A 15,832-nucleotide genomic window follows, 5' to 3' on the forward strand; every position below is an offset into this window, starting at 1 on the left:
GACGCCTAAGGTCTAGATAGACCCTGGGTGAACGGAGGTTTGCTATGAAGACATCTCTGCGTTTCGCGGCCCTCATGCTGCTGGTTCTGCCCGGCGCGGTCATGGCCAACGAGAAGCTCGTGCAGGACAAGCAGTGCATGGGCTGCCATGCCCTCAAGGAGGACGGCGCCGCGCCCTCGTTCCAGAAGATCGCCAAGTTCTGGAAGGGCAAGGGCAATGCCGAGGTGGCGATGGTGGCCACCATACGCAAGGGCAGCGCCGCCACCGGCGGGCCGCACTGGAACAAGGCCACCATGCCCGACCAGAGCGAGCGCCCCCTGGTGAGCGAGGCCGAGGCGCGGCAGATCGCGAAGTGGATCCTCAAGCAGTGAGTGAGTGGGTGAGAAGCGGCCTTACTTGAACAGGCCTTTCACCGCCCGGCCCACGCTCTCCAGCCCCGACTCGGTGGACTTCAGCAGCTTGTCGAAGCTGATGGAGGCGCGCAGCTGCCGATTGATGGCCTGGGCGATCACCTGGCCCAGTTCGTCGGCCGTCAGCCCGCCCTGGGCCTTGCCGATGTCGTGCAGGCTGATGTCGGGCAGGGCGATGGAGACGGTGTTGCCCTGCAGGAAGCCGGCGCTCACCTGGGCGCGCGCCTTGCGCAGCGCAAAGCTCTCGACGATGAAGCGTTTGCCTGGCTTGCCATCCCTGGCGGGCGCGCCGCCGCCTGCGCCCAGCTGCTGCGCGATATTCGCCTGCAGCGCATCGAAGTTGGTGCGGCCGTCGGCCTTCTCGTAGATCAGGTCGGGGGCGATCAGCTCGATCTGCCGTATCAGCACCACCTCGCGGGTCAGCGAGGCCAGGTCCACGGCAATCGCGATCTGCTCGACGCGCAGCGCATGGGCGGTCTTGAAGCCGGCCGGGTTGCCGATGCTGAGTTCTCGCAACACCCCCAGGCCGTCGCCGGCGCTGAGCTTGACGGCGCCCAGCCGCACCGGCGCCTGCGTCATCTGGCTGCCATAGCCGACGATGGCGTCGCGCACCAGGCGGTCGAGATTGCCGCGCAGCCAGAACAGGCCGGCGGCGCCGAGGGCCAGCAGCAAGCACAGGGCGACCAGGGCCAGGGAACGCGGTTTCATGGTGCGGAGTTCGTCGTCGGGAGCAGGGAAGGAGGCCGATTGTCCGGCAGCGCGGCATGGAAGTTGCGTGAGCGCAGCCCCACATGTCGCTGCCCACGCCGCCATCGCCGCACCCCGATCCCCGCGCCGCCACCCCCGGCCTGCGCGTGCTGCTGATCGACGACGGCGCCAATCGCGTGCAGCTGATCCGCGAGGAGCTGACGCGCCAGGGCTGCGAGGTAGTGGGTGTGATCGAGCAGGCCACCCTGATCCACGACTGCGTGCTGCGCCTCAAGCCCGATGTGGTGATCGTCGACAGCGAATCGCCCACGCGCGACACGGTGGAAAACCTGGCGGCCCTGCACGAACGCATGCCGCGGCCAGTGGTGGTGTTCTCCGAGGATGCCAGCGACGACCCGATGCGCCGGGCGCTGAAGGCCGGCGTGAGCGCCTATGTGGTGGCGGGCCTGCAGGCCGAGCGCCTGGCGCCGGTGCTGCAGGTGGCGATCGCGCGCTTCGAGCAAGACCTCGCCCTGCGCCAGGAGCTGGGCCGCGCCCAGGCTCAGCTGGCCGGCCGCAAGAGCGTGGAGCGGGCCAAGGGCATCCTGATGCAGGAGCTGGGCCTGGACGAAGACGCGGCCTACAAGCGCCTGCGCCGCCTGGCGATGGACCGCGGCGAGCCGCTGGCCGAGGTGGCCGACCGCATCATCGAGGCGCAGGCCCTGCTGCGTCCGCACCAAATCGGGGTGCGCGGCGGCTGATTCCGCCTTGCAAGCGTGCATGGCGGCGCTGCAAGGGCTGGCACGGCTCCTGCTAAACAAGGTTGAGACCGCAACGGCGCGGGCTCACGATTGATTCGATTCCGGACAAAGGCGTCCGACCCCTGTTGCTGGCGCTTGCCGGCACTGGCTGGTCGTGGCGCCTTTTCCTTTTTTCTTTCAAGACTTGTTTGTTGGAGAAGGCCATGAATGTGAAGCGCAAGGAGGGTTTGATGAGCGAAGACCGTCGCAAGCTGCTGGCCGGCGCCGCCGGTGCTGCCGTGGGGGCGCTGCACCCCACGGTCTGGGCCGCCGGCTCCGACAAGCCCGAGAAGGAGGAGGTGCGCATCGGCTTCATCCCGCTGACCGATTGCGCCAGCGTGGTGATGGCCGCGGTGCTGGGCTTCGACAAGAAGTACGGCATCAAGATCATCCCCACCAAGGAGGCCTCCTGGGCCGGCGTGCGCGACAAGCTGGTGAACGGCGAACTCGACATGGCCCATGTGCTCTACGGCCTGATCTATGGCGTGCACCTGGGCATTGCCGGCCCCAAGAAGGACATGGCCGTGCTGATGACGCTCAACAACAATGGGCAGGCCATCACGCTGTCGAAAAAGCTGGCCGACAAGGGTGCCATCGATGGCGCCTCGCTGGCCAAGCTGATGGCGGCCGAGAAGCGTGAATACACCTTTGCGCAGACCTTCCCCACCGGCACGCATGCGATGTGGCTCAACTACTGGCTGGCCGCGCATGGCGTGAACCCGGTCAGGGACGCCAAGGTCATCACCGTGCCCCCGCCGCAAATGGTGGCGAACATGCGCGTCGGCAATATGGACGGCTACTGCGTCGGCGAGCCCTGGAACCACCGCGCCATCATGGACGGCATCGGCATCACCGCGGTGACGACCCAGGACGTCTGGAAGGACCATCCCGAGAAGGTGCTGGGCACGACGGGCGAGTTCGCCAAGAAGTACCCCAACACCGCGCGCGCCGTCATCATGGCCGTGCTGGAGGCGGGCCGCTGGATCGATGCCGGCCTGCAGAACAAGCTGAAGATGGCCGACGTGATCGCCGACAAGGCCTATGTCAACACCGGCGTCGATGCGATCAACCAGCGCATCCTGGGCCGTTACCAGAACGGCCTGGGCAAGACCTGGGACGACCCCAACCACATGAAGTTCTTCAACGACGGGGCGGTGACCTTTCCCTACCTCAGCGACGGCATGTGGTTCCTCACCCAGCACAAGCGCTGGGGCCTGCTGAAGGAGCATCCCGACTACCTGGGCGTGGCCAGGCAGATCAACCAGATCGAGCTCTACAAGCAGGCGGCGGCGCAGCTGAACATCAGCGTGCCCAAGGAGCCGATGCGCAGCAGCAAGTTCATCGATGGTCTGGCGTGGGATGGCAAGGACCCTGCCAAGTACGCCGATGCCTTCAAAGTCAAAGCCTGAGGAGGGCGCCATGGTCTCCGCTGTCTTTCATGATCCGCTCGCGGCCACCCGCGAGGACGCCGCGCCGGCCAAGCCGATGGCCAGGGCGCCGCTCCCCGCCCGGCCAGCCAGGCCGCCCTTCGACTGGCGCGCCCTCTGGATGCGCGTGCTGCCGCCGGTGCTGGGCCTGGCGCTGCTGGTGGGGGTGTGGGGCTTGCTGACGCAAAAGGGTGGCAGCTTTCCCACCCCGGCCCTCACCTTCGATGCCGCCCTCAAGCTGTTCGCCGATCCGTTCTACCGCAACGGCCCGAACGACCAGGGCATAGGCTGGAACATCCTGGCCTCGCTGCAGCGCGTGGGCCTGGGCTTCGGCCTGGCCGCCGCGGTGGGCATCCCGTTGGGCTTCATCATCGGCCGCTTCGAGTTCGCCAGCCGCATGGTCTCGCCGCTCATCAGCCTGCTCAAGCCGGTCTCGCCGCTGGCCTGGCTGCCGATCGGCCTGCTGGTGTTCAAGAGCGCCAATCCGGCCGCGATCTGGACCATCTTCATCTGCTCGATCTGGCCCATGGTGGTGAACACCGCGGTGGGCGTGCAGCGCGTGCCGGCCGACTACCTGAATGTGGCCCGGGTGCTCAAGCTCAGCGAATGGAAGGTCATCACCCGCATCCTGCTGCCCGCCGTGCTGCCCTATGTGCTGACGGGCGTGCGCCTTTCGGTGGGCACGGCCTGGCTGGTGATCGTGGCGGCCGAGATGCTGACCGGCGGGGTGGGCATCGGCTTCTGGGTCTGGGACGAGTGGAACAACCTCAACGTCCAGCACATCATCATCGCCATCTTCGTGATCGGCATCGTCGGCCTGCTGCTCGAATGGGCCCTGATCGCCGTCGCCAAACGCTTCAGCTTCGAGGAGGAGTGAATCATGAGCCAGCGAGCTTTCATCGAGGTGCAGAACGTCGAGATGCGCTTCAACACCCGCAAGGGCTCCTTCCACGCGCTGCACCAGATCGAGCTGCAGGTGCAGCGCGGCGAGTTCATCACCCTGATCGGCCACTCGGGTTGCGGCAAGAGCACCTTGCTGAACCTGATCGCCGGCCTGCTGCGCCCCACCAGCGGCGTGCTGCTGTGCGACAACCGCGAGATCGCCGAGCCCGGCCCCGAGCGCGCGGTGGTGTTCCAGAACCATTCGCTGCTGCCGTGGCTGAGCTGTTTCGACAACGTGCTGCTGGCGGTGGAATCGGTGTTCGGCGGGCGCGAACTCAAGCGCCAGTTGATGCAGCGTACCGAGGATGCACTCGAGCTGGTGGGCATGGGCCACGCCATGTTCAAGCGCCCGCACGAGATCTCGGGTGGCATGAAGCAGCGCGTGGGCATCGCGCGCGCGCTCGCGATGGAGCCCAAGGTGCTGCTGATGGACGAGCCCTTCGGCGCGCTGGATGCGCTGACGCGCGCGCATCTGCAGGACGAGCTCCTGAAGATCGTCGCGCGCACCCGCAGCACGGTGGTGATGGTGACGCACGATGTCGACGAGGCGGTGCTGCTCTCGGACCGCATCGTGATGATGAGCAACGGCCCCGCCGCCAGCATCGGCGAGATCTATGCGGTGGACCTGCCGCGCCCGCGCGAACGCGTGGCCCTGGCCGAGGACGCGCGCTATGTCGCGGCGCGCAAGGCGGTGATCGATTTTCTCTACACGCGGCATCGCCGCGTCGAGAACGCCGCCTGATCAGGCCAGGAGGGTCTGCAGGCTCTGCTGGTATTGCGCGGTCAGCGCGTCGAGCTGGCTCAACAGCAGCTCGCTGCTGCGCGCCAGGCCGGCGGCGGCCTCGGGCCCCTGGGTCTCGCGCAGGCTGCGCAGCAGGCGCAGCCATTCCTCGCGCACCTCGGCCAGCAGCGCGCGGATCTCGGCGTTGCTGAGCGGCGCCGCCTCCAGCTCCAGCAGGCCGGCCTCGAACTCGCTCAAGCCCGCGCCCAGCAGGGTCGGGTCTTGCCCGTTCAGGAGATCGGCCAGCAAGGCCTGCTTGGCCAGGCGCTGGCTCAGCATGCGCTGGCGGCCGCACAGATTCACCAGGCGCAGTGGCTGCTGCGCGCCTGCCGCCACCACCGTCGCGGTGAGCTGCTCGGAGCGCTGCAGGAGCGTCTGGGCGGCGGCCTCGGCGCGCCGCAGCACATCGGCCGTGGGCTTGCCCACCAGCAGGCCGCGCAGGGCCTGCCAGGCCTGTTGCAGGCCGCCCAGCGCCGGCCCATGCTCGGCGCCCAGCAGGGCGGGCAGGCGCGCCAGATTGGCATCCACGCGGGCGGCGGATTCATCCTGCAAGGCCTTGGCGCGGCGCGCCTCGATGCCGGCGGCGCGTTGCGCCATCAGCTTCACCAGGCGTTGCGAGAGCATGCGCTGCTGGCCGGCCAGGTTCACCGCCTCGGCCAGCTGCGCCGCCTGCACCACCGAGCGCGCCACCTGGCCCAGGCGCAAATGGGCTTGCATGGCGGTCTCGCGCAGCAGGCGGAAGGCGCTGTCCTCGTCGATCTCGCGCGCCGCCATCAGCAGGCCCTTGGCGCGCTCGGTCCATTTGCGCTCGTCCAGCTGGGTTTGAAGGGCCTCCAGGCGGCGCGCCTGCCAAACCGCCCAGCGCAGCTGGCGCAGCAGCTCGGCGGGCGGCGGCATTGCGGCCAGCCAGACCTGCAGGCCCAGGGCCAGGCCGCGTTGCTGCTGTGCCGCACTGCTGCTCGCCGCGGCGATGCAGACCCCGGGCAGGGGGGGGCTCATGTCAGCCAGGGCCTCCAGCCACAGGTCCAACTCGGCGCCGCTGGCGGCGCACAGCAGCAAGGCGGAACTGGGCTGTTCCAGTGCGTGCTGCACCAAAGCGTGGCGCTCGCGGCAGATTTGCACGCTGCAGCCCAGCGCCCGCATGGCCTCCGCCAAGCCTTCATCGGGCGGGTTCAGCAGGAGCAGATGGCTGGGCAGATCGGGCTCGGACATGGGGCGCCAGCATAAGGCAAGGCAGGCCCCGCCCGCCCTTGGCACGGCACTTGCAGGTACCCAGGCGTGGCGCAATGGCGCGCCGCGGTTTCTTTCTCACAGCTTCCTTTTTCAAGGCCTCGACGAGCCCGGTGCTCGACGCGGCCTTTTGGCGTTCTTCTTCTGTCCCTCAACCTGGCGATCCGCAGCATGTCCAGCTTCAAGACCTTTGTGCGCTCCGGTCATTGGCCCACCCTGCTGGCCTCGTTCCTGTACTTCGACTTCTGCTTTGCGGTCTGGGTGCTGAACGGTGCCATGGCGCCCTTCATCAGCGAAAGCTTCGGGCTCAATGCCGCGCAGAAGGGCTTCATGATCTCGGTGCCCATCCTGGCCGGCGCGCTGATGCGCTTTCCGCTGGGCGTGCTCTCGCAATACATCGGCCGCAAGAACGCGGCGATGGTGGAGATGAGCCTGATCGTCGCCGCCCTGGCCTTCGGCTACACCATGGTGGACAGCTACAACGAGGTGCTGCTGATGGGCGTGCTCTTGGGCATCGCCGGCGCCAGCTTCGGCGTGGCGCTGTCGCTGGGCAGCGGCTGGTTCCCGCCGCGCTACAAGGGCCTGGCCATGGGCCTGGCGGGCGCGGGCAATTCGGGCACGGTGCTGGCCGTGCTGTTCGCGCCGCCGCTGGCCACCGCCTATGGCTGGCAGGCCGTCTACGGCCTTGCCGCCTTGACCATGCTGCTGCCGATGGCGGTGATGTGGTTCGCCGCCAAGGAGCCGCCGGACCGCGAGCACCAGAGCCTGCGCGAGCACCTGGCCTGCCTGTGGGAGAAGGACGGCTGGGCCTTCAGCCTGATCTACATCGTCACCTTCGGCGGCTTCATCGGCCTCGCCAGCTTCCTGCCCACCTATTTCTACGACCAGTTCAAGGTCACCAAGATCGAGGCCGGCCAACTCACCATGCTGGCCACCCTGATGGGCTCGGCGGTGCGCGTGGCGGGCGGCTATATCTCGGACCGCATCGGCGGCGTCAACACCCTCAGCGGCGTGCTGCTGCTGGTGGCGGGCAGCCTGCTGCTGTGCGGGCTCAGCGGCCAGTCGGTGGCGGTGACGACCCTGCTCTTCATGCTGTGCTTTGCCGCCCTTGGCGCCGGCAACGGCGCGCTGTTCCAGCTGGTGCCGCTGCGCTGGCCGCTCAGCACCGCGGTGGCGGGCTCGATGATCGGCGAGATCGGTGCGCTGGGTGGCGGTTTCTTGCCCAATGCCATGGGCCTGTCCAAGCAGCATGTCGGCAGCTATCTGTGGGGTTTCGTCGCCTTCGCCGTCCTTGCGCTGGCGATGCTGGCGATGCTGCGCGTGGTGCAGATCCGCTGGACCCGCACCTGGGCAGAGCGCGGCGGCCGCGCCCGGCCCGCGGGGCCTGCGCCACGCGCCGCGAAGCCTACCGGCAAGGCCAGCTATGAGGCCTGATCATTCATCGCGGCAGGAACAAGAGCCAGTAGACCAGCAGGGCGTTGAACAACAAGGAGATGCCCAGCGCGATCTGCCACAGCGCCAGCGGGTTGCGGCGCGCCAGTGGCGTGCTGCCGGGGGCGGGCAGGGGGCGCGCGGCGCCGCGCTCCAGCGCCAGCAGCAATTCCTCGGCGGTCTCGAAGCGGCTGTTGGCCTCGCGCGCCACCGCCTTCAGCAGCACATGGTCCAGCCAGATCGGCACCTCGGGCCGGCTGCGCGAGGGCGCGCGCGGATCGCGGCGGAAACGCGCGCTCTGGTAGGGCTCGATCTCGCCATAGGGCAGGTGGCCGGTGAGCCATTGGTAGAGCGTCACGCCCAGGGCGTAGAGATCGCTGCCGGCATCGGGCGCTGCGGGCGGCTCGGCCCATTGCTCGGGGTTGATGTAGCTGGGCGTGCCGGCGTGCAGATCGCGCAGGGCCTCGGGCTCGCGGCCCGACAGCGCCACGCCCAGGTCGAGGATGCGCCATTGGCCGTCGGCGCCCAGTTGCAGATTGGCGGGCTTGATGTCGCGATGCACCACGCCGGCGCGGTGCAGGCGGCCCAGGGCCGCGGCCAGCGCGCTGGCCGCGCTCAGGAACTGCGCCAAGGTCGGACGGCCCTCGTCCCCCTTCATCAGCTGCTCCAGGGTCTGGCCCTCCTGCCAGTCGAACAAGAGGTAGAAGCAGGAAGCAGCGCCGGCATGGGCATGCACGCGCACCAGGCCGGCGCCGGCGAGGCGCTGGCCCAGCCAGCCCTCATGGGCCAGCATGGCGCGTTCCTGCGGGTCACCGGCGCGGCCCTCGCAGAGGGTCTTGAGCGCCAGCAGCTGGCCGTCGGACTGGCGCTGCACGCGGTAGAGCCGGTGCACGCCGTTGTCGGCCACCAGGGCCTGCACCGTCAGGCCGTCGAGCTGCGCGCCCGGCGCCAGCAGCGGCGGCACCGGCAGGCCCTGGTCAGCGTCCAGCAGGCTGCTGCCTTCGCTGCCCAGGCCGCGCACCTGCAGGAGCAGGGCGGTGGCGTTGTCGTGGCTGCCCGCGGCCAGCGCGGCCTGCACCAGCGCCTCGGCGGCGGCCTGCGGTTCGTCCGTGCCATGGCCGCCGGCCAGCTGGGCCAGGGCCTTGGCGCTCAGCGCGCCATGCACGCCATCGGTGCACAGCAGCAGGCGATCGCCGGCATGCAGCTCGCCGCTGGCGTAGTCGATCTGCAGGCGCTCGCGCAGGCCGATGGCGCGGGCCAGGCGCGCGAAATGCGCGCCGCCTCCTCCTTCATCGGTCTTGTGGTCCTGCGTCAGCGCCAGGCACTCGCCGCCGCGCAGCAGGTAGATGCGGGTGTCGCCCACATGGGCGAGGGTGTAGCGGTCGCCATGCAGGGCCAGCACGCTGAGCGTGGTGAGCGCGGCGGGCTCGTCGTGCTCGGCCTGGCGCTGGCGCCGGTTATGGCCGTAGAGCCAGGTGTTCTGCGCGCTGATCAGGCGGTCCAGCGCCACGCTGACGTCCCAGTCGGCCGGTGCGGCGAAGAAGTCCTGCACCAGGCTGGTGACGGTGGTGCGCGCCGCCATGCGGCCGCCGCCGCCGGCCGAGACGCCATCGGCCACCGCGGCAATCCAGCCGCGTGCGGCATCGCGCTGCACCGCGGCGCAGTCTTCCATATCGGCACGCGGGCCGCGCGCGCTGGCCAGGCCGATGGCAATGTCAAAACTCATGGCCGCGATTATTGGTCGGGCATGGATTGTGCGAATCAAATTTCAAGTCGATGCGAGGTGCGCTCATGAAAAAGATGAAGCTGGTGTTGGTGGGCAACGGCATGGCCGGTGTGCGCACCCTGGAAGAGTTGCTGAAGATCGCGCCGGATCTCTACGACATCACGGTGTTCGGCGCCGAGCCGCATCCCAACTACAACCGCATCCTCTTGAGCCCGGTGCTGGCCGGCGAGCAGACGGTGGACGAGATCATCCTCAACCCGCTCTCCTGGTACGAAGAGCAGGGCATCACCCTGCACCTGGGCAAGCAGGTGACGCAGATCGACCGCATCAAGCGCCGCGTGATTGCAGAGGATGGCACCGAGGCCGATTACGACCGCCTGCTGATTGCCACCGGCTCCAGCCCCTTCATCCTGCCGGTGCCCGGCAAGGACCTGGACGGCGTGATCGCCTACCGCGACATCGCCGATACCAACGCCATGATCGAGGCCGCCACCAAGTACCGGCATGCGGTGGTGATCGGCGGCGGGCTGCTGGGCCTGGAGGCCGCCAACGGCCTGATGCTGCGCGGCATGCAGGTGACGGTGGTGCACCTGGGCGACTGGCTGATGGAGCGCCAGCTCGACGACCAGGCCGGCGAGCTGCTGCGCAAATCGCTGGAGCAGCGCGGCCTGCGCTTTCTGCTCGGCGCGCAGACCCAGGCGCTGATTGGTGACAAAGACGGCCGCGTGATGGCGGTGCAGTTCAAGGACGGCAAGGAGATCCCGGCCGACCTCGTCGTGATGGCCGCCGGCATCCGCCCCAATACCGAGCTGGCCGCATCGGCCGGCATCCATTGCAACCGCGGCATCGTCGTCAGCGACACCATGCAGACCACCACCGATCCGCGCATCTACTCGGTTGGCGAATGCGCGGCGCACCGCGGCATTGCCTACGGCCTGGTCGCGCCCTTGTTCGAGCAGGGCAAGGTCTGCGCCACGCATCTGGCCGAGTTCGGCATCGGCCGCTATCAGGGCAGCCAGACCAGCACCAAGCTCAAGGTCACCGGCATCGACCTGTTCTCGGCCGGCGATTTCATGGGGGGCGAGGGCAGCGAGGAGATCGTGATGAGCGATCCCTTCGCCGGGGTCTACAAAAAGCTCGTCATCAAGAACGACCAGCTGGTGGGCGCCTGCCTCTACGGCGACACCGTCGACGGCAGCTGGTACTTCAAGCTGCTGCGCGAGGGCCGCAAGGTGGCCGACATCCGCGACAAGCTGATGTTCGGCGAAAGCAATATCGGCGACGTTGGCCACCAGGGGCATAGCAAGGCGGCCGCCATGGCCGACAGCGACGAGGTCTGCGGCTGCAACGGCGTCAACAAGGGAACGATCTGCAAGGCCATCAAGGAGAAGGGCCTGTTCACGCTGGAAGAGGTGCGCAAGCACACCAAGGCCAGCGCCTCCTGCGGCAGCTGCACCGGACTGGTGGAGCAGCTGCTGATGTTCACCGCCGGTGGTGACTATTCGGCCACGCCCAAGAAGAAGGCGATCTGCGCCTGCACCGACATGAGCCACCAGGACGTGCGCGATGCCATTTTTGCGGAGCACCTCACCAGCCTGGATGCGGTCTACCAGACCCTGGGCTGGAAGACGCCCAACGGTTGCGCCAGCTGCCGGCCGGCGCTGAACTACTACCTGATTTCCTCCTGGCCCAAGGAGGCGCAGGACGATCCGCAGAGCCGCTTCATCAACGAGCGCGCCCACGCCAATATCCAGAAGGACGGCACTTACAGCGTGATCCCGCGCATGTGGGGCGGCGAGACCAACAGTTCGGAGCTGCGCCGCATTGCTGATGCCGTGGACAAGTACCAGATTCCCACCGTCAAGGTCACCGGCGGCCAGCGCATCGACCTGCTGGGCGTGAAGAAGGAAGACCTGGTGAACGTCTGGAAGGACATCGGCATGCCCTCGGGCCACGCCTATGCCAAGGCCTTGCGCACGGTGAAGACCTGCGTGGGCTCGGAATGGTGCCGCATGGGCACACAGGACAGCACCCAGATGGGCAAGGACCTGGAGCGCGCGATGTGGCGCATGTATGCGCCGCACAAGGTCAAGTTCGCGGTCAGCGGCTGCCCGCGCAACTGCGCCGAGGCCGGCATCAAGGACGTGGGCATCATCGGCGTGGACAGCGGCTGGGAGATGTATATCGCCGGCAACGGCGGCATCAAGACCGAGGTGGCGCATTTCTTCACCAAGCTGAAGACGGCCGAGGAGGTGCTGGAGTACACCGGCGCCTTCATGCAGCTCTACCGCAAGGAGGGCTGGTACCTGGAGCGCACCGTGCACTACGTCGGCCGCGTGGGCCTGGACCATGTGAAGGCCCGCATCCTGGACGATCACGCGGGGCGCCGCGCGCTCTGGGCCGAGCTGCAGTTCGCGCTCGATGGCGAGCCCGATCCCTGGTTCGATTTCGACCAGGCCAAGGTCGATCTGCGCCAGTTTGAAGCTGTTTGAGGAGCCCTTATGAGTGACTGGAAAACCATCTGCGCCGTGGCCGACATCCCCGTGCTGGGCGCCCGCCGCGTGCAGCGCGCCCAGGGGCCGCAAGTGGCGCTGTTCCGCACCGTCGACGACCAGGTGTTTGCGCTGCTGGACCGCTGCCCGCACAAGGCCGGGCCCTTGAGCCAGGGCATCGTGTTCGGCAAGGCCGTCGCCTGCCCCCTGCACAACTGGACCATCGCGCTGGACAGCGGCTGCGCGCGCGAGCCCGACGAGGGCGCCACGCCCACCTTCACGGTGCGCGTTGAAGAGGGTCAGGTCTTGCTGAACCAGCATGAGCTCGACACCATCGCGATCGAGCTGCAGCCCGTCAAGGCGGGGCCCTGCGCCAGGGCTTGCTGAGATGACCGAGACACGCTCCACCTGCCCCTACTGCGGCGTCGGTTGTGGGGTGATCATCGAGAGCGAGGGCGCCCGCATCACCGGCGTGCGCGGCGACCCCGAGCACCCGGCCAACCTCGGCCGCCTGTGCAGCAAGGGATCGACCCTGCACCTCACCGCCACGCCCATGGTGCTGCAGACGCGCCGGCTGCTGCAGCCGGCCTGGCGGCCCGCGCGCGGCGCGGCGCCCGAGGCGCTCGGCTGGGACGAGGCGAACGAGCGCATCGCGGCGCGGCTCGCGGCCATCCGGGCCGAACATGGCCCCGACGCGATCGGCTTCTACATCTCGGGCCAGCTGCTCACCGAGGACTACCACGCCTTCAACAAGCTGGCGCGCGCGGTGGTGGGCACCAACAATATCGACAGCAACTCGCGCCTGTGCATGAGCTCGGCGGTGGTGGGCTACAAGCAGGCGCTGGGCGCCGATGCGCCGCCGGCCTGCTACGAGGATCTGGAGCTGGCGGATTGCCTCTTCATCGCCGGCGCGAATCCGGCCTGGGCCCACCCCATCCTGTTCCGCCGCATCGAGGCCGCCCGCCAGCAGCGGCCCGGCATGAAGATCATCGTGGTGGATCCGCGCCGCACCGAGAGCGCCGAGTTCGCCGACCTGCATCTGCAGATCCTGCCCGGCACCGATGTGGCGCTGTTCCACGGCATGCTGCACGCCTGCATCTGGGAGGGCTGGATAGACCAGGCCTTCATCGCCGCGCACACCGAGGGCTTCGAGGCGCTGAAAGCTTTGGTGCGTGCCATGACGCCGGCCGCGGCGGCGCGCGTCTGTGGCATTGCCGAGGCCGATCTGCTGCAGGCGGCCGCGTGGTTTGCCCGCTCGCCCGCCAGCCTTTCGCTCTACTGCATGGGCCTGAACCAGAGCAGCAGCGGCACCGCCAAGAACACCGCGCTCATCAATCTGCACCTGGCCACCGGCCAGATCGGCCGCGCCGGCGCCGGGCCGTTCTCGCTCACCGGCCAGCCCAATGCGATGGGCGGGCGCGAGACCGGCGGCATGGCCACGCTGCTGCCCGGCCATCGCGACCCCGCCAATGCCGAACACCGCGCCGAGATCGCGCGGCTCTGGCGCGTCGAGGCCCTGCCCGAGAAACCGGGCAAGACCGCGGTGGAGCTGTTCGAGGCGGCGGCGCGCGGCGAGATCAAGGCGCTCTGGATTGCCTGCACCAACCCGGCCCAGTCGCTGCCCGAGCAGGCCCTGGTGCGCCGCGCGCTGGAGCGCTGCGAGCTGGTGATCCTGCAGGAGGCCTTTGCCGACACCGCCACCGCCGCCTATGCCGATGTGCTGCTGCCCGCCGCCACCTGGGGCGAGAAGGAGGGCACGGTCACCAACAGCGAGCGCCGCATCTCGCGCGTGCGCGCCGCCGTGCCGCCGCCGGGCCGGGCCAGGGCCGATTGGCAGATCGTCAGCGACATCGCCGCTGCGCTGGAAAAGCGCCTGGGCCTGCCGCGCCGCTTTGGCTACGAGCGGCCCGAGCAGCTCTGGCTGGAACACCGCGAGGCCACGCGTGGCCGCGACCTCGACATCAGCGGCCTGAGCTATGCGCTGCTGGACCGCGCCGGCCCGCAGCAATGGCCCTTTCCCGAGGGCGCGCTGCAAGGCCGGGCCCGGCTCTACGAACACGGCCGCTTCGCCACCGCCAATGGCCGCGCCCGCTTCGTCAGCCAGCCGTTTGCCCTGCCGCTGGCCCCGGCGAATGCGCAATATCCGCTCGCGCTCAGCACCGGCCGCCTGCGCGACCAATGGCATGGCATGAGCCGCAGCGGCGTGGTGGCGCGCCTGTTCGGCCACGAGGGCGCGCCGGCGTTGAGCCTGCACCCGCAGGAGCTGCCGCGCCGCGGCCTGGCCGAGGGCGATCTGGTGCGCCTGCGTTCGGCGCAGGGCGAGTTGACGCTGCCGCTGCGCGCCGATGCCGGCATGGCGCCCGCCCAGGCCTATGTGCCCATGCACTGGGGCAGTGAGTTCGTCGCCGGGCTGGGCGTCAACGCGCTCACCCAGCCGGGCTTCTGCCCCGATTCCAAGCAGCCCGAGCTGAAGTACGCCGCCATCTCGCTGCAGCGCCTGGAGCTGCCCTGGCGGCTCAGTGGCGCGGCCTGGTGCAGCGCCGGCGAGGGTGCGGCGATGCGTGCCAGTTTGCGCGCCCTGCTGGCCGAGTTCGCCTATGCGCATTGCGTCCCGGTGGCCGGTCCGGAGGGACGCGAGGGCTTGAGCTTCGAGGCCGCCAGCGCCGAGGCGCCGCCGGCCGCCCTGGTGGCGCGCCTGGCCGAGGCGCTGGGCCTGCGCGGCATGGGGGTGCTGCGTTATGCCGACAGCCAGCGCGGCCGCAGCCGGCTGCTGCGCCTGCAGGGCGAGGGCACCGAGGCGCGCCTGCAGGCCCTGCTGCTGGTGGGCGAGCGCGGCACCGCCGCCTGGTTATTGCCGCTGTGGCGCGATGCCCTGCCGGTGGCCCCCCATGGCCGCCAGCTGCTCGCGCCCGAGCAGTTGGAGACGGCGCCCGCCGCCGCGCGCAGCCCCCAGGTCTGCAACTGTTTCGACGTGTCCGAGGCCAGCATCCGTCGCCAGCTTGGCAATTGCAGCGGCACGCCGGCCGAACGCCTGGCGGGCCTGCAAAGTGCGCTGCGCTGCGGCACCCAATGCGGCTCCTGCCTGCCGGCGCTGCGGCGCCTGGTGGCCGCCCAAACCGAGGAGGTTTCCCCATGACCACAAGCCACCCCGTCTGCCTGCTTGGCGCCGGCCCCGGCGACCCCGAACTGCTGACGCTGAAGGCACTGAAGCGCCTGCAGAGCGCCGAGGTCATCCTCAGCGACGACCTGGTCGACGCCCGCGTGCTGGCGCTGGCGAACCCCGCCGCGCGCGTGCTGCGCGTCGGCAAGCGCGGTGGCTGCATCTCCACCGAGCAGCGCTTCATCCACGAGCTGATGATCCGCGAGGCGCGCGCCGGCCACCGCGTCGTGCGCCTGAAGGGCGGCGACCCCTTTGTGTTCGGCCGCGGCGGCGAGGAGATGGACGCGCTGCAGGCCGCCGGCATCGCGGTGGAGGTGGTGAACGGCATCAGCGCCGGCCTGGCCGCGCCCGCCAGCATCGGCGTGCCGGTGACGGACCGCCGCTGCACCCCCGGTGTGGCCCTGGTGACCGGGCATAACGGTGAGGGTGGGGTGGCGCCAGACTGGGCCGCGCTGGCGCAGAGCCGGCTGACCCTGGTGATCTATATGGGGCTGGCGCGCGCCGAGTCCATCGTGCAGGCCCTCGTCGACGGCGGCCTGCCTGCCCATACCCCAGCCGCGGCGATCGCCTCGGCGCATACGCCGCGCCAGCGCCAGCAGCTCAGCCGCCTGGCCGAGCTGCCCGCCATGCTGTTGCGCGAGCAACTCGCCAGCCCGGCCATCCTGGTGGTGGGCGAGGTGGTGGGGCTCAGCGCCGCCTGGCAAGGCCTACAGGCCGAGCTGGGCCTGCAGAGGAGCGCCTGAGCG

Annotated in this window: 13 protein-coding genes; 10 read left to right on the plus strand and 3 right to left on the minus strand. The window is 69.3% G+C overall.

Going from position 1 to position 15,832, the window contains the following annotated elements; genetic code table 11:
• The first annotated feature begins 44 nt into the window (after positions 1-44).
• Positions 45-371, plus strand: coding sequence for a c-type cytochrome (locus AC3WQY_RS06065; RefSeq protein WP_285233840.1), 327 nt, complete (start codon positions 45-47; stop codon positions 369-371).
• Positions 372-392: 21 nt separating this feature from the next.
• On the opposite strand, the gene AC3WQY_RS06070 is transcribed toward AC3WQY_RS06065, so the two are convergent.
• The gene (locus AC3WQY_RS06070; RefSeq protein ID WP_492706674.1) at positions 393-1,118 is read right to left on the minus strand and encodes a hypothetical protein; all 726 of its coding nucleotides are present in this window, start codon (positions 1,116-1,118) and stop codon (positions 393-395) included.
• An 83-nt stretch (positions 1,119-1,201) separates the two neighbouring features.
• Between AC3WQY_RS06070 and AC3WQY_RS06075 the strand changes: the two genes are divergently transcribed.
• The 4 genes from AC3WQY_RS06075 to AC3WQY_RS06090 all read left to right on the plus strand — a co-directional run bounded on the left by AC3WQY_RS06075 (position 1,202) and on the right by AC3WQY_RS06090 (position 5,008).
• On the plus strand, positions 1,202-1,858 hold the full coding sequence (locus AC3WQY_RS06075; RefSeq protein WP_285233838.1) for an ANTAR domain-containing response regulator: 657 nt from the start codon (positions 1,202-1,204) through the stop codon (positions 1,856-1,858).
• Between the two features lie 230 nt (positions 1,859-2,088).
• The gene (locus tag AC3WQY_RS06080) at positions 2,089-3,306 is read left to right on the plus strand and encodes a CmpA/NrtA family ABC transporter substrate-binding protein (RefSeq protein WP_492706676.1); all 1,218 of its coding nucleotides are present in this window, start codon (positions 2,089-2,091) and stop codon (positions 3,304-3,306) included.
• A 10-nt stretch (positions 3,307-3,316) separates the two neighbouring features.
• Complete coding sequence (ntrB, locus tag AC3WQY_RS06085) at positions 3,317-4,201, plus strand: nitrate ABC transporter permease (RefSeq protein ID WP_492706678.1); 885 nt, start codon at positions 3,317-3,319, stop codon at positions 4,199-4,201.
• A 3-nt stretch (positions 4,202-4,204) separates the two neighbouring features.
• Positions 4,205-5,008, plus strand: a complete 804-nt coding sequence (locus tag AC3WQY_RS06090) for an ABC transporter ATP-binding protein (protein WP_492706681.1) — start codon at positions 4,205-4,207, stop codon at positions 5,006-5,008.
• Here AC3WQY_RS06090 and AC3WQY_RS06095 read toward each other — a convergent pair whose 3' ends face one another.
• Positions 5,009-6,259 (minus strand): ANTAR domain-containing protein, encoded by a 1,251-nt coding sequence (locus tag AC3WQY_RS06095; protein ID WP_492706684.1) that lies wholly within the window; start codon positions 6,257-6,259, stop codon positions 5,009-5,011.
• Positions 6,260-6,448: 189 nt separating this feature from the next.
• On the opposite strand from AC3WQY_RS06095, the gene AC3WQY_RS06100 reads away from it, so the two are divergent.
• Positions 6,449-7,711: an MFS transporter gene (locus AC3WQY_RS06100; RefSeq protein WP_285233833.1), complete on the plus strand. Its 1,263-nt coding sequence runs from the start codon at positions 6,449-6,451 to the stop codon at positions 7,709-7,711.
• Between the two features lie 4 nt (positions 7,712-7,715).
• Here the strand turns inward: AC3WQY_RS06100 and AC3WQY_RS06105 are convergent, their stop codons facing one another.
• Positions 7,716-9,434: a bifunctional protein-serine/threonine kinase/phosphatase gene (locus AC3WQY_RS06105; protein ID WP_492706687.1), complete on the minus strand. Its 1,719-nt coding sequence runs from the start codon at positions 9,432-9,434 to the stop codon at positions 7,716-7,718.
• 65 nt (positions 9,435-9,499) lie between these two features.
• Here AC3WQY_RS06105 and nirB point away from each other — a divergent pair, with 65 nt between their 5' ends.
• Genes nirB through cobA form a run of 4 tightly spaced genes read left to right on the plus strand, consistent with a single transcriptional unit; the run spans position 9,500 to position 15,829 of the window.
• Positions 9,500-11,926, plus strand: a complete 2,427-nt coding sequence (gene nirB, locus AC3WQY_RS06110; protein ID WP_492706689.1) for a nitrite reductase large subunit NirB — start codon at positions 9,500-9,502, stop codon at positions 11,924-11,926.
• 9 nt (positions 11,927-11,935) lie between these two features.
• Positions 11,936-12,313: a nitrite reductase small subunit NirD gene (gene nirD, locus AC3WQY_RS06115; protein ID WP_285233830.1), complete on the plus strand. Its 378-nt coding sequence runs from the start codon at positions 11,936-11,938 to the stop codon at positions 12,311-12,313.
• Position 12,314: 1 nt separating this feature from the next.
• Complete coding sequence (locus AC3WQY_RS06120) at positions 12,315-15,062, plus strand: nitrate reductase (RefSeq protein ID WP_492706691.1); 2,748 nt, start codon at positions 12,315-12,317, stop codon at positions 15,060-15,062.
• On the plus strand, positions 15,059-15,829 hold the full coding sequence (cobA, locus tag AC3WQY_RS06125; protein WP_492706693.1) for a uroporphyrinogen-III C-methyltransferase: 771 nt from the start codon (positions 15,059-15,061) through the stop codon (positions 15,827-15,829). Before AC3WQY_RS06120 ends, cobA begins: the two co-directional genes overlap by 4 nt.
• Positions 15,830-15,832: the final 3 nt, after the last annotated feature.

The sequence above is a fragment of the Roseateles sp. FW301-B2 genome (assembly GCF_058788955.1).

Bases quoted from the DNA above. Each gene is read 5' to 3' on its own strand.
- AC3WQY_RS06065 (WP_285233840.1), top strand. From the start codon at position 45: ATGAAGACATCTCTGCGTTTCGCGGCCCTCATGCTGCTGGTTCTGCCC.
- AC3WQY_RS06070 (WP_492706674.1), bottom strand. From the start codon at position 1,118: ATGAAACCGCGTTCCCTGGCCCTGGTCGCCCTGTGCTTGCTGCTGGCC.
- AC3WQY_RS06075 (WP_285233838.1), top strand. From the start codon at position 1,202: ATGTCGCTGCCCACGCCGCCATCGCCGCACCCCGATCCCCGCGCCGCC.
- AC3WQY_RS06080 (WP_492706676.1), top strand. From the start codon at position 2,089: ATGAGCGAAGACCGTCGCAAGCTGCTGGCCGGCGCCGCCGGTGCTGCC.
- ntrB (WP_492706678.1), top strand. From the start codon at position 3,317: ATGGTCTCCGCTGTCTTTCATGATCCGCTCGCGGCCACCCGCGAGGAC.
- AC3WQY_RS06090 (WP_492706681.1), top strand. From the start codon at position 4,205: ATGAGCCAGCGAGCTTTCATCGAGGTGCAGAACGTCGAGATGCGCTTC.
- AC3WQY_RS06095 (WP_492706684.1), bottom strand. From the start codon at position 6,259: ATGTCCGAGCCCGATCTGCCCAGCCATCTGCTCCTGCTGAACCCGCCC.
- AC3WQY_RS06100 (WP_285233833.1), top strand. From the start codon at position 6,449: ATGTCCAGCTTCAAGACCTTTGTGCGCTCCGGTCATTGGCCCACCCTG.
- AC3WQY_RS06105 (WP_492706687.1), bottom strand. From the start codon at position 9,434: ATGAGTTTTGACATTGCCATCGGCCTGGCCAGCGCGCGCGGCCCGCGT.
- nirB (WP_492706689.1), top strand. From the start codon at position 9,500: ATGAAAAAGATGAAGCTGGTGTTGGTGGGCAACGGCATGGCCGGTGTG.
- nirD (WP_285233830.1), top strand. From the start codon at position 11,936: ATGAGTGACTGGAAAACCATCTGCGCCGTGGCCGACATCCCCGTGCTG.
- AC3WQY_RS06120 (WP_492706691.1), top strand. From the start codon at position 12,315: ATGACCGAGACACGCTCCACCTGCCCCTACTGCGGCGTCGGTTGTGGG.
- cobA (WP_492706693.1), top strand. From the start codon at position 15,059: ATGACCACAAGCCACCCCGTCTGCCTGCTTGGCGCCGGCCCCGGCGAC.